Origin of the sequence: Promicromonospora sp. NPDC050249, assembly GCF_040656015.1 — a bacterium.
GTDB lineage: Bacteria > Actinomycetota > Actinomycetes > Actinomycetales > Cellulomonadaceae > Promicromonospora.
Genome location: NZ_JBFAKY010000046.1, coordinates 1 through 12,605, shown reverse-complemented (window position 1 = coordinate 12,605; position 12,605 = coordinate 1). Strand labels below are relative to the sequence as shown.

13 protein-coding genes are annotated in these 12,605 nt (G+C 71.4%); 6 read left to right on the top strand and 7 right to left on the bottom strand.

Annotated elements, in window-relative coordinates:
* Nucleotides 1-25 precede the first annotated feature (25 nt).
* The 5 genes from AB0I32_RS24855 to AB0I32_RS24835 are packed head-to-tail and all read right to left on the bottom strand — an operon-like array spanning nucleotide 26 to nucleotide 5,790.
* Nucleotides 26-919 carry a sugar phosphate isomerase/epimerase family protein gene (locus AB0I32_RS24855; protein ID WP_357510952.1) on the bottom strand — a complete coding sequence of 298 codons (894 nt, stop codon included), beginning with the start codon at nucleotides 917-919 and terminating at the stop codon, nucleotides 26-28.
* A complete protein-coding gene (locus AB0I32_RS24850) occupies nucleotides 920-2,143 on the bottom strand; it encodes a substrate-binding domain-containing protein (RefSeq protein WP_357510950.1) in 1,224 nt (407 codons plus the stop codon). It lies immediately after the preceding gene.
* A 46-nt stretch (nucleotides 2,144-2,189) separates the two neighbouring features.
* The gene (locus tag AB0I32_RS24845; RefSeq protein WP_357510948.1) at nucleotides 2,190-3,203 is read right to left on the bottom strand and encodes an ABC transporter permease; all 1,014 of its coding nucleotides are present in this window, start codon (nucleotides 3,201-3,203) and stop codon (nucleotides 2,190-2,192) included.
* On the bottom strand, nucleotides 3,200-4,246 hold the full coding sequence (locus AB0I32_RS24840) for an ABC transporter permease (RefSeq protein WP_357510946.1): 1,047 nt from the start codon (nucleotides 4,244-4,246) through the stop codon (nucleotides 3,200-3,202). Before AB0I32_RS24840 ends, AB0I32_RS24845 begins: the two co-directional genes overlap by 4 nt.
* The gene (locus tag AB0I32_RS24835; RefSeq protein WP_357510944.1) at nucleotides 4,243-5,790 is read right to left on the bottom strand and encodes a sugar ABC transporter ATP-binding protein; all 1,548 of its coding nucleotides are present in this window, start codon (nucleotides 5,788-5,790) and stop codon (nucleotides 4,243-4,245) included. Before AB0I32_RS24835 ends, AB0I32_RS24840 begins: the two co-directional genes overlap by 4 nt.
* Nucleotides 5,791-5,927: 137 nt before the next feature.
* Between AB0I32_RS24835 and AB0I32_RS24830 the strand changes: the two genes are divergently transcribed.
* Complete coding sequence (locus tag AB0I32_RS24830; RefSeq protein ID WP_357510942.1) at nucleotides 5,928-7,115, top strand: ROK family protein; 1,188 nt, start codon at nucleotides 5,928-5,930, stop codon at nucleotides 7,113-7,115.
* Nucleotides 7,116-7,241: 126 nt separating this feature from the next.
* Nucleotides 7,242-8,903, top strand: a complete 1,662-nt coding sequence (locus AB0I32_RS24825; RefSeq protein WP_357510940.1) for an alpha-amylase family glycosyl hydrolase — start codon at nucleotides 7,242-7,244, stop codon at nucleotides 8,901-8,903.
* A 97-nt stretch (nucleotides 8,904-9,000) separates the two neighbouring features.
* On the opposite strand, the gene AB0I32_RS24820 is transcribed toward AB0I32_RS24825, so the two are convergent.
* Complete coding sequence (locus AB0I32_RS24820; protein WP_357510938.1) at nucleotides 9,001-9,369, bottom strand: DUF6221 family protein; 369 nt, start codon at nucleotides 9,367-9,369, stop codon at nucleotides 9,001-9,003.
* A gap of 98 nt (nucleotides 9,370-9,467) precedes the next feature.
* Between AB0I32_RS24820 and AB0I32_RS24815 the strand changes: the two genes are divergently transcribed.
* Complete coding sequence (locus AB0I32_RS24815; RefSeq protein ID WP_357510936.1) at nucleotides 9,468-9,608, top strand: hypothetical protein; 141 nt, start codon at nucleotides 9,468-9,470, stop codon at nucleotides 9,606-9,608.
* A 79-nt stretch (nucleotides 9,609-9,687) separates the two neighbouring features.
* Here AB0I32_RS24815 and AB0I32_RS24810 read toward each other — a convergent pair whose 3' ends face one another.
* On the bottom strand, nucleotides 9,688-10,275 hold the full coding sequence (locus AB0I32_RS24810) for a hypothetical protein (protein WP_357510934.1): 588 nt from the start codon (nucleotides 10,273-10,275) through the stop codon (nucleotides 9,688-9,690).
* Between the two features lie 381 nt (nucleotides 10,276-10,656).
* Here AB0I32_RS24810 and AB0I32_RS24805 point away from each other — a divergent pair, with 381 nt between their 5' ends.
* From AB0I32_RS24805 to AB0I32_RS24795, 3 genes are all read left to right on the top strand, one after another.
* Nucleotides 10,657-10,974 (top strand): hypothetical protein, encoded by a 318-nt coding sequence (locus tag AB0I32_RS24805; protein ID WP_357510932.1) that lies wholly within the window; start codon nucleotides 10,657-10,659, stop codon nucleotides 10,972-10,974.
* Nucleotides 10,975-11,024: 50 nt separating this feature from the next.
* Nucleotides 11,025-11,423 carry a hypothetical protein gene (locus AB0I32_RS24800; protein ID WP_357510930.1) on the top strand — a complete coding sequence of 133 codons (399 nt, stop codon included), beginning with the start codon at nucleotides 11,025-11,027 and terminating at the stop codon, nucleotides 11,421-11,423.
* Nucleotides 11,424-11,700: 277 nt separating this feature from the next.
* Nucleotides 11,701-12,605: DUF222 domain-containing protein (locus AB0I32_RS24795; RefSeq protein ID WP_357510928.1), on the top strand; the 905-nt coding region annotated here is incomplete at its 3' end.

Sequence of the window (12,605 nt, the reverse complement as noted above, 5' to 3'; positions counted from 1 at the left end):
CAAGCGCGTGCGGTTCAGACCTGTGTCAGGGCATCAGTCCTCTCAGGTACGTGAGGCCGTCGGTCGCGAGCGCGTCCTGGCTCGCGGCCAGTGGCCGCCAGATCGACGCGGCGGTGGCGATGGTGGCGTTCTCGGCGGTGAACGACTCGATGACGAGCGGCCCGGCGTACCCGGCCTGCTCCAGCGCGGCGAGCAGCGGCGGCCAGTCGACGCCGTCGCCGCCTGGCGAGCCACGGTCGTTGCCGCACACCTGCACCGCGGCGATCCGCGCACCGGCGCGTTCCACCGCGGCGGACAGGTCCCGCTCCTCGATGTTCATGTGGTAGACGTCGAGCATCAGCCCGATGCCCTCGGCGGGCAGCGCGCCGACGATCTCCAGCGCCTGGTCCACCGTGTTGACCAGGCTCGTCTCGTAGCGGTTCAGCGGTTCCAGGCCGACGACGACGCCCGCCGCGATCGCGTGCTCGACCACCGGCGCGAGGTGCTCGACGAGCTCGGCGTAGGCGTCGGCCCGCTCCTGCGGCGTCGTCCGCCAAGTGCGCCCTACCGAGGCGTACGCCGGGCCCCCGATCACCCGCGCGCCCACCGTGTGCGCGGCGTCGACCACCGAGCGCAGGTAGTCCTGGGTCGCCCGCACCGTGCCGGCGTCGGCCGCGACGAGCTCGCGGCCCTCGCCCATGACGAGGGACACGCTCGCGCCGAGGCCGTTGTCCGCCAGGACCTGCGCCGCGCGGGGCGGGTCCCAGTCGCCGAGGCGCTCGACCGGCAGCTCGAGCACGTCGAACCCCCAGTCCGCCACCCTGGGCGCGAGGTCGGCGAGCGAACGGTCGGTGAGCGGCGACGTCCACACCCAGGTGTTGACGCCCACCGGCCAGGTGGTCGCGGGACCCTGCGGCACGGTCCAGGGCTGCATCCCCATCTAGCGGTCCGTCCAGGCTTCGGGGTAGCCGGGCAGGTCCTCGCCACCGAACTTCGCGTAGTGCAGGGACGGCATGTCCGCGTTGGCCTCGAGGAACCCCGCGAGGTCAGCGGAGGTGACCGGCTCCTGGGGCAGCACCCACTCGGACGGCACCTCCTCGCCGGCCCAGATCTTCTGCGCGGCCAGGATCGGGGTGCGCCACTGGAAGTTGGAGTAGACGTTGCCGATCGCCGTCATCCCCGTCTCGTCCCACTTGCGCAGGAAGCTCATCTCGTCCTCGCCGACGAAGACCGGGTACGGCTGGCCTGCGTCCTCGAACGCCTCGACCGCCGCGACGGCGCCGTCACCGGCGTCCATCCAGATGCCGTCGACCTCGCCGCGCTGCAGGTACTGGGTGACGAGGTCCTTGATCTTGGCGCCGTCGCCGCCCGTGAACTCGACGCCCACCACCTCGAGGTCGCTCTCCGAGAAGATCTTGTCGGCCGCGGCCCACCGGTGCTCCAGCACGTCGACGCCGGGCAGGATCCGCAGCGCCAGGACCGTCGAGCCGGGGTCGAGGTTCTCGGCCAGGAACTCCGCACCCACTGCGCCGTAGGCGTAGCCGCCGATGGGGTGGATGAACGTGACCATGCAGTCGGTGTTCACGCCGCGGTCGAACACGATGACCGGCTTGCCGCTCTCGCAGGCGGCCTCGACGGCGGGGGTGAGCGTCGCCGTCGTCGACGGGGAGATGACTATCGCGCCGCAGTCGCCGGCCTCGACGAACGCCTGGATGTCGGAGATCTGCTTGTTGTCGTCGTCGGCGGCGTCCGAGACCCGGAACTCGCCGATCACGCCCTCCTCCTGGAGCACCTCGACCTGCTGCTGCATGGTGATCCAGCCGGTCACGCGCCACGGGTTGGAGACCGAGGCGTTGGAGAAGCAGAGCGTCTTGTCGCCGCCCTCGCTGGCGAGGTCAGCGGTGTCCACCCACTCCGGCTCGATGGCCTGGAGCCACGGCTCGTCGGCCGGGCCCTCCGGCTCGACATCGCGCTGGGCCAGCTCCCGGTCGTAGTCCGCCTGGACGAACCACTCGCTCTCGGCCCCGGAGTCGGCGGGCGTCTCCTCGGCCGCGCTCGGCTCGGCGCCCGGCGGTTCGTCGGTCGGGGCGTCGGTGGTGCAGGCCGTCAGCAGAAGCAGCCCGGCCGCAGCCGTGCCCGCCAGCAGTGTTCGGAACCGTCGCATGTCCATCCCCTTTGATGAGTGCGGATCGTTCGATAGGTCTCGGGCTTCAGGTGCGGCGCCTGCGTGCCGCGTAGGCGACGGCGACGATGAGGATCACGCCCTGCACGGCGGGCCGGATGGTCGACGGCAGGGCGAGCTGGTTGAACAGCGTGAACAGGGCCTCGAGCGTGAGCGCGCCGACCATCGCGGCCACCACGGTCCCGCGCCCTCCCCCGAGGGCGACACCACCCAGCACGACGGCGGTGATCGCCATGAACTCCAGCCCCTGCCCCACCTGGGCGGTGACCCCGGCGAACCCGCCGATGAGCACCGCCGCGACAGTGGCGAGGAACGACGAGAGCAGGAACGCCCGGGTGCGCAGCCACCACACCGAGGCGCCGCTGTACGCGGCGGCGACGGCGTTGTCGCCGACGGCGACCAGGGACCTGCCGAACGGGCGGCGCATCAGCAGCACCGCAAGAGCGACGACGACGAGCGCCACCAGCAGCGCGTACGGGACCTGGAACTGCCCCGGGACGTCCGGGAAGCCCTTGCGGCCCAGCACGCGGAAGCTCTCGCTCAGGGCGCCCGTCGGCGCGCCGCCGGTCCACAGCCGGATGGCGCCGAACAGCACGAGCATCATGCCGAGCGTCGTGATGAAGGACGGGACCCGCAGCAGCGTCGTCACCAGGCCGTTGACGAGCCCGACCAGCAGCCCGAACACGAGCATCAGCCCCACGACCGGCCAGGTCAGCGCCTCGTCGCCGTCCATCAGCCGGGCCGCGATCACGACCTGGGCGCCGACGAGCGAGCCCACCGACAGGTCGAACTCGCCGGAGACGATGACGAAGTACTGGCCGATCGCGAGGACCACGAGCGGGGCGGCCTTCTTCGCGAACGCCATGAGCGACACCGGCTCCGCGAACGACGGGTTGATCACGACGATCACGGCGAGGACCAGCACGAGCAGCGCGAGCACGGTCCAGCTGCCGCCGGACAGAAGCTGCTCGCGCCATCGGTGTGCGGTGCCGCGCGCGGTGCTGCGCGGGGCGTCTCGTGAGGTGTCTGGGGCCAGGGTCATGCGACGTCACCTCCTCGGGCTGCCGAGACCTTGGTGCCGAACCGGACCCGCCGGCTCGCCGGGTCGATCTGGCGCCGCGCGTAGAGGGCCACCGCGGCGATGATGATCACGCCCCGGAGCACGTCCTTGAAGAACGGGTTCACGTCGAGCACGTTGAACGCGGTGTCGAGCACCGCCAGGATCGCCACCCCGCCGACCGTGCCGACCACCGAGCCCCGGCCGCCGAACAGGAGCGTGCCGCCCAGCACCACCGCGGCGATCGAGTCGAGGTCGAGACCGTAGGAGTAGACGAGCGCGTTCCCGGTGCCGAACCGGGCGGCGATGAGCAGCCCGGCCACACCCGCGCACAGGGAACACAGCACGTGCGCCAGGACGAGGGTGCGGCTCGTGCGCACGCCCGAGAGCCGGGCGACGTCGAGGTTCCCGCCCACCGCGAACATGTGGTAGCCCGCCCGGGTCCGCGTGAGCAGCACGAACGCCGCCGCGGCGACGAGCAGCATGGTTATCGTCGAGACCGGCACCGGGCCGACGCGGGTGTACCCGAACGTCTGGAAGGCGAACGGCACCTCGCCCTCGGGCCCCTTGAACCGCGTGTCGAGGAAGCCCTTGACGATCAGGCCCGTGCCGAGCGTCGCGATGAACGGGTTGACGTTCAGCGCCGAGATGATCAGGCCGTTCGCGAGCCCGACGGCGGCCGCAACCGCCAGCGCCGCCACCACGCCGAGCCAGACGCGCGACGGGTCGCCCGCCATCGTCGTCGCCCCGATCAGCGAGCACAGCGCGACGACGTACCCCACCGACAGGTCGAGCGAGCGGCACAGGATCACCAGCGTCTGCCCGACGGCGACGAACCCGAGCAGGCTCGTCTGGGTGAGCATGTAGCTGACGTTGCCCTGCGCGAAGAGGTTGCCGCCGCGGGCCGCCACGAGCACGCCCGCGACCACCAGGATGCCGACCAGGGCCAGGTACACGATCTCGGTGGACCCGAGGCGACGGCGGCGTGCGGTGCCGACCATCACGCCAGCCACCGCCCCGGTCGTCACGCCACCCCCGTCGCCAGCGCCATGATGGTCTCATCGGAGCTGCCGCCCGGCAGCTCCCCGACGATCCGGCCGTCGCGCAGCACGAGGATGCGGTCGGCCATCGCCACGACCTCCGGCAGCTCGGACGAGATGAGCAGGACGGCGGTCCCGTCGGCGGTCAGCGTGCGCATGAGGTCGTAGACGGCGCGCTTGGCGCCGACGTCGATCCCGCGCGTCGGCTCGTCGAGTACGATCACCCGCGGCTCGGTCACCAGCCACTTCGCGAGGACGACCTTCTGCTGGTTGCCGCCGGACAGGTACTGCACCTCGGTCTCCTGGACGGCCGCGATCGTGCTCGCGGGTACCGCGAGCGACCGCAGCACCTCGGTGATGCGCCGCGCGCGGCGGTCCGACGCGCCCGGCAGGACAGCGTCGAGCACCAGCCGCGCGTTCGCGAGGACCGACTGGCCGAGGGCGAGGCCCTCGGACTTGCGGTCCTCGCTGACCAGCGCGAGGCGGTGCCGTACGCCCTGCCGCGGCGTGCGCACGTGGGCGGGCTGTCCGTCGACGGTCATGCTGCCGCGCGTGAACGGCGCGATGCCGAACACCCCGTGCGCGACCTCGGTGCGGCCCGACCCCTGCAGGCCCGCCAGCGCGACGATCTCGCCGGCCCGTACCTCGAGGTCCACGCCGTCCACCATCGTGTTGCCTGCGCCTGCGAGCGCCAGCCGCACCTCGCCGGGCGTGACGTCGGCGGGCTTGTCGGGGAAGAAGCCGGCGAAGTCGCGGCCCACCATGGTGCGCACGAGCCGGTCGGGGCTGACCTCGGCGGCCGGCGCGGTGAGCATGTGGTTGCCGTCCTTGAGGACGGTGATCGTGTCGGCCAGGTCGTAGATCTCCTGGAGCCGGTGCGAGACGTACAGGATGGCGACGCCGCGGTCGCGCAGCCGCCGGACCAGGTCGTAGAGCAGCGCGACCTCCTGGTCGGCGAGCGCCGCCGTCGGCTCGTCCATGGAGATGATCCGGGCGTCGTACGAGACCGCCTTGACGATCTCGACGACCTGCTGCTGCGCCACGGACAGGGAGCCGACCCGGTTCCAGGACGCGATGCTCGTCAGCCCCAGGTCGTCGAGGAGGCGCGTGGTGTCGGCGTGCAGCCGACGGCGGTCGACCATGCCGCCGAATATGCCGCGCCGAAGCGGTTCGCGGCCGAGGTAGACGTTCTCGGCGACCGACCGGTCCGGCAGCAGGTTGAACTCCTGGAAGACCGTTGCGACACCGGCCCGCTGCGCGTCGAGCGGCGTCGGGAAGGAGACGGGCGAGCCGTCGAGCTCGATGGTTCCGGCATCCGGGCGGTGGACGCCGGCGACGATCTTCATCACCGTCGACTTGCCGGCGCCGTTCTCGCCCACCAGGGCGTGGACCTGCCCGGGATACAAGGCCAGGTCGATCTCTCGCAGCACCGAGGTGCCGAAGAACTCCTTGCCGACGCCGGAAAGGCGCAGCACCGGGCCGGGTGCTTCGGGGTCGGGTACCGGAGTGTGCGCGTCGTCATCGGCTCGCATATCCACCAATGTAGGGACCTTTTGGTCTATGTCAAGCAAAAGATGCTTGTCGTTTACGCGGCTTCTGTGACTGCTTGCGCATATGGGCTATCTTTTGCCGATACGCAGCCATAAGTTCACCCGGGAGGCGGTTGCCCATGCCGATCGACGACCCCCCGAGGGGTGTGCCGCTTTCCCTGGGCACCGGCGAGTTCTTCCAGCTGCTGCGCGACCGCGAACCGCGCACCCGCGCCGATCTGGTGGCCATCACCGGCCAGGCCCGGTCGACCATCGCCTCGCGGATAGACGCCCTCATGAGCACCGGGCTCATCGCCCCGGCGGGCATGGCGGGATCCACCGGAGGCAGACGGCCCGCGACGTTCGCCTTCCAGCCGGGCGCCCGGGTGGTCCTCGCGGTCGACCTCGGCGCCACGCACGCCCGGCTGGCCGTGACCGACCTCGCCTCCACGGTGCTCGCGGCGAGCGACGAACCCCTCTCCATCGCCGCGGGGCCCGACGTCGTCCTGCCCTGGGTGGTCCGCGCCGGCCGCGAGCTGCTCGCCGCCGCCGGCCGCGACACGGCCGACCTGGCCGCCATCGGCATCGGGCTGCCCGGCCCGGTGGAGCACTCGACCGGGCGGCCGATCAACCCGCCCATCATGCCCGGCTGGGACGACGTCGACGTCCCCGGCATCCTCGGCGCCGAGCTCGGGGTCGCCGTGCTGGTCGACAACGACGTCAACATCATGGCGCTCGGCGAGCACCGGACCGCCTGGTCCGACGTCTCCGACCTGCTGCTCGTCAAGGTCTCCACCGGTATCGGCGCGGGCATCATCGCCGACGGCGCCCTCCGCCGCGGCGCCCAGGGCGCGGCGGGCGACGTCGGGCACATGTCGGTCCCGGGCGCCGACCACGTGCCCTGCCGGTGCGGCAACACCGGCTGCCTCGAGGCCGTGGCGAGCGGCCAGGCGGTCGCGACGGCGCTCGCCGCCCAAGGGCTGGAAGCCGCTGACAGCGCTGACGTCGTCGCGCTCGTCCGGTCCCGGGGCGCCGCGGCGAGCCAGGCGGTACGACAGGCCGGCCGCGACATCGGCGGCGTCCTGGCCTCGTGCGTGAGCGTGCTCAACCCGTCGGTCATCGTGATCGGCGGGGTGGTGGCCGACGCCGGCGAGCACCTCATCGCCGGCATCCGCGAGGCCGTCTACCGCAGGTCCCTGCCGCTGGCCACGCAGCACCTGCGCATCGTCACCTCCCGCGCGCGCGAGGGCGCTGGAGTCCTGGGCGCGAGCGCCATGGCGGTGGACCACGCCCTGTCCCCGGCGGCGATAGACGCCCTGACCGCCTGACCGGCCGGCCCCGTCGGATCCTGCCCGGACTGCCTCACCGAGCCCTCACCCCTACGCTGGTGGGCGCGGCATTCCTGCGCACGAGTGACCGGTGACCAGTCCCCCACCGCAAAGGATCCAGCACCAGTGACCAGCAACACCGACATCCACCAGCCCCTCGCGGACGACCCCACCTGGTGGCGGCAGGCAACCGTCTACCAGATCTACCCGCGCAGCTTCGCCGACGCGAACGGCGACGGCATCGGCGACCTGCGCGGCATCATCTCGCGTGTGCCGTACCTCCAGGGGCTCGGCATCGACGCGGTCTGGCTCAGCCCGTTCTACCCCTCCGAGCTGGCCGACGGCGGGTACGACGTCGCCGACTACCGCGACGTCGACCCCAGGATCGGCACGCTCGCAGAGTTCGACGAGATGGTCACCGCCCTGCACTCGGCGGGCATCCGCGTGATCGTCGACATCGTGCCGAACCACTCGTCGGACCAGCACGCCTGGTTCCAGGAGGCGCTCGCCGCCGGTCCCGGCAGCCCGGAGCGGGCGCGCTACATCTTCCGGGACGGCCTCGGCCCGGACGGTTCCGAGCCCCCGGCCGACTGGGAGAGCATGTTCGGCGGGCTCGCGTGGACGCGCGTGCCCGACGGCCAGTGGTACCTGCACCTCTTCGCCAAGGAGCAGCCGGACTTCAACTGGGACAACGAGGAGGTCCGCGCGGACTTCCGCAAGACCCTGCGGTTCTGGTCGGACCGCGGCGTCGACGGGTTCCGCATCGACGTCGCGCACGCGCTCACCAAGGAGCTCGGCGAGTCGCTGCCCACGCAGGCCGAGATCGACGCGATCACGGAGCCCGGCGCGCACCCGCTCTGGGACCGCGACGAGGTCCACGAGATCTACGCCGACTGGCGCAAGGTCTTCGACGAGTACACGCCGCCGCGCATCGCCGTGGCGGAGGCCTGGGTCTCGACCCCGCGGCGTCCCCGGTACGCGAGCGCGGAGGGGCTCGGCCAGGCGTTCAACTTCGACCTGCTGGAGGCCGACTTCGACGCCGAGCAGTTCCGGACGATCATCGCCGACAACCTCGCACTGTCCGCGGCGTCCGGGTCCTCGACGACGTGGGTCTTCTCGAACCACGACGTCGTCCGCCACGCCACCCGCTACGCGCTGCCGCCGCGCAACGGCCACCCGGCGAAGCAGGGCCGGGACTGGCTCCTCTCGGGCGGTACGGAACCCGCCGCCGACGTCGCCCTGGGCCTGCGCCGCGCACGTGCCGCGACGCTGCTCATGCTCGGCCTGCCGGGCAGCGCCTACCTCTACCAGGGCGAGGAGCTAGGCCTGCCGGAGGTCGCCGACATCCCCGCGGCGGAGCGTCAGGACCCGGCGTTCTTCCGCAACCCCGGCGTCGACGTCGGACGGGACGGCTGCCGCGTGCCGCTGCCGTGGACCCGGGAGGGCAAGTCCTTCGGCTTCGGCGAGGGGGGCGCGCACCTGCCGCAGCCCGCGATCTTCGGCGAGCTGTCGGTCGAGGCCCAGGACGGCGCACCCGGCTCGACGCTGGAGCTCTACCGTGCGGCGCTCGCACTGCGCCACGAGCTGCAGACCGACGAGACGCTCGAGTGGGTGCCCGGCCGCGCCGACGTCCTGCACTTCACGCGCCCGAACGGCTGGCACGTCGTGACCAACTTCGGTCCGGACGCGGTGCCGCTGCCGGACGGCGAGGTGCTGCTCGCGAGCGAGCCGCTGCCCGGCGGCCTGCTGCCCGGCTCGACGACGGCGTGGGTGCGCGCCGCGGTGTGACGCGCGGTTGCCCGGTCGTGAACGGCCCGCATCCGGAGCTGTTGCCGGGTGCGGGCCGGCGGGTTGATCCGCCGCGCCGCAAACCTGGACCCGACCCTCAGGACACCCAGCTCGGGTTGAAGTCGGGTCGGGCTGAGTATGGCCGGACGAGCGCCACGAGAATGAGCTGGCCCGGGTCGGTGGCACGCCGCTGCTCGACCTCGTCCCGGGTGACACTACGGTCGTCGATCGTCAGCTCACGGTCGACGGACGCCTCCGCGGCGTGTGCCACGATCTGTCGCTTGGCCGCGATATCAGCGAGGACGTAGGTCGCTGAGGCCCGAAGCACCCACCGTTCGTCGTAGGGGTCGTACCGCGGGTCCAGCGTCCAGGGCTCGTCGTCATCGTCGGGCGCTCGCCGCGCTGCGGCCTCCGCCTCGTCGAACCGGGCCAGCAGGTATTCGCACAGGTCGAGTTCGGTGGTCATCTGGCGAATCCTTCCACTCGGTCCCGCTCCGGTGAGGTGCGGTAGTTCGCTGGTTTGGGAAGCCCTGCGGGAGCGACAACTACTACGCCTACGAAGCGGTGGTTCTCCAGATCGTGCTGACGTGGGAGCGGGCGCGGATTGCCGCCCGGGCGCACTCGGGTGTTCTCATCCTGCTGCCGGACGTCGCCCGGCTGCTCAGCTCCACGGACGCGGCCGACGACCTGCGCGCCCCGCTTTGACGTGTAGACCTGGACGGAACAACCGGACAGGACCGAGGTCGAAGCGGTCGCCGCCAGCACTGCCGGGGGCACTCCACCGTCAACCGCCGACGTTCGGGGAGACCGGGGCGCCGGTCGGCGTCGGCGTGGGCGACACGGTGGGGCTCGGCGTCGGCTCGGGGGTCGGCTTGTCGGACGCCGTGGGTGTGGGCTTCGGGGTCGGCTCCGCCGTCGGATCGGTGGTCGGGTCCGGCGTCGGGGGCGGTGGACCGTCGGTCGGCGTCGTGCCCCCGCCGCCCGGGCCAGTGCCGCCCCCCGCACCGGAGCCGGGGTCGGATCCTGATCCGCCGGAGCCGCCAGTGCTCGTGCCTGTACCTGCGCCTTCGCCGATGCCGCCCTGGTCGAGCCCGCCGCCCGACGACGCCGTCCCGTCCCCCAGCAAGTTCGCGTCCGTGCCGTCCTCGCGGGGGTCGCCCGCCTCGGCGTCGTCCGCGTCGCGGGGGCCTGCCTCCGGACGCTCGCCGGTGCTTGCGTCCTGGATCTCGTCGGCGGGGATGAGCGGCAGGTCGAGGGCCGTGCGCTCGACCGGACCGGTGGTATCGGTGTCCGGGCGGTCCGCCCACAGCATCGTCAGGCCACCGATGCCCAGCGCGAAGGCCGCGAGCACCCCACAACCGACCGCGACCATGGTCCACCTGTGAACGCCGGTGCTAGGCGCGGCAGGCGAGGTGACCGACTCAGCCTGTGCAGCGGCTGGTTCGGGCGGTACGGGCGGTGCGACTGGTATTGCTGGCGCAACTGGTACTGCTGGTGCGAAGCGGTGCGCGACGACATCGGTCTCCGCTGCGTCCGGCACGCCGTCGTCCGGCGGGCCGGGCAGCGCGACCAGGTCCCAGGCCGGCCCACTTACCGAACCTGGGGCGAGCTTGCCGAGCTGCGCTGTCTCGAGCTGCTCGAGGTGCCGTGTCGGCCGCGGGTTCTCCCTCACGCGGGAACGATAGCGCCCAGGGGTGAAATGCCGGAATCTCCTGGCGGCTCACGCGACCGACACATGGCTATCGTGTCCGCTATGCCAGTGCCCGAGGTCATCCCTGTCGCCCACAAACCGGGCTACCGCACCGCAACGATCGGCAAGTTCGACGACGGCCAGTTCTTCGCGTCCGTCGTGACCAGAGCGCAGGCACAGCTCGATCGGCTGCTCGACGCGCTCCCCGGTCGTGCCTATACCGACATCGCGATCCGCACCTTCCAGGTCGTGTTCGATGGTGCTGTCTTCGGACTGATCGTCGAGCAGCACGACGAGGACGAGCGCGAGGACAACTGGGCCGAGCTCTACCCGGACGGGCTCGGCTTCCACGAGCCGTGGGACGGGCTGTACGACACGTGACGCCAGTGCTCGGCCTTGAGCGCTAGGACGGAACTTTCCTGGAGGACACGATGAACGACGACGGCCGGCCGCAGAGGCTGACTGTCGGCGTTTGGCTGAGCATCGACGGCACGCTCGACAACGCGGTCTCTAACCTCATGCGGGGCGGCACCGAGCCGGACGCTCCAGAGGTGGTGCGCGCCAAAGGGTTGCGGGAGCGCGGCTGGGCAGTGAACCAGGAGCATCCCGAGCGGCAGCTCGGGGTGCTGGGCTGGCCGCCCCGCGAAGCTCGGTTCGACATCGCTCTCTCCGACGACGACATCGGCTACATCGTCGGCCTCCTCACTCACGAGCTCGCCGTGACGTCGAGCATCCTCACGTCCGCGGAGAGCCCGAGCGTTCGGCAGCTGCAGGAGGAAGCGCTCGTGCTGACGCAGGAGGCATTGGACACGCTCAACGCGCTCCGATGAACTCGGGTTTTGGCTCGGTGCCGAAAAGGACCGACTTCGGTTGTGGTGACCGCCGTGGCGACGTCGGGAACACAGCCCTACACGCCGGGTAGACCTTCCTGAGGCTCTCGGTGAGGATGCGCACCGACCACTGCTCGTTCTCAAGCAGGCCGTAGCGACGTGCGCGTAGCCCGTTGAAGAGTTATCCACAGATCTGAAATCCACCATGCAGATCGTACGCGTGTTCGAGATAATAGATGCACCGAGGGATCGAGAACTAGAGGCGAGCGGGGGTGGCATGGTGGAGCAGACGACGAACAGTGGCACCGCGGCCGGCCTGCCCGCTGCGGCCTCGATCGAGGACGTGCTGACCCGGATCGAGAACGAGATCGACCACCTCACCGCCCTCACGGACCTCGAGACGCTGACCGGCTGGGACGCGCCGAGCATCAGCCGCCTGGTCGAGGCGCATACCCGTATCCGTCGGCTGACCGGACGCCTGGACGGGGTCCGCTACACCCTGCTGCCCCGGATCGAGAACGAGGGTTCGTGGCGCTCGGGTGGCATGACCCGCACGTTCACGACCTGGCTGCGTCTGCGTGAAGGGATCTCCGCATCCACCGCGGGCAAGGACGTGAGGATTGCGCGCCGCCTCACCACCGCCCTCCCCGTCACCCGGGAGCGGCTGGTCACCGGAACCCTCGGCCTGGACCACGCCCGCGTGATGGCCGAGGTCGCCCCCACGAGCGAGACCCGCACCGACGCACTGGCCTGGTTGATCGATACCCGCACCGGGCACACCACCACACCGGAACAGTTCGTCCAGACGGTGCCGGTCGACTTCCCCGACCCATCCGAGGACCCGGACGGCACCGCCACCCGTGACCTGGTCACGCAGGTCCTGGAGGGCGCGGTCGCGGACGGGACCCTGGTCACCGGTGAGGGCCTGGTGCTGCGGGAGGCTGGTGTGCTCAACGCGGACCAGTTCCGGAAGGTGGCCCGCCGGTTCGCGACCATCACCGACCCCGACACCGACGACCTCGACGATGACAAGGCCGCGCAGGGCGAGTTCTTCGACCTGTCCAAGACGTTCGGCGGGTACCACGTCGCCGGGTTTCTCACCGATGAGCACGGCCTGCAGCTCACCACCGCGATCAACGCGGTCCTGGGCGCACCCTCCGCGGAAGACACCCGCACGACGAC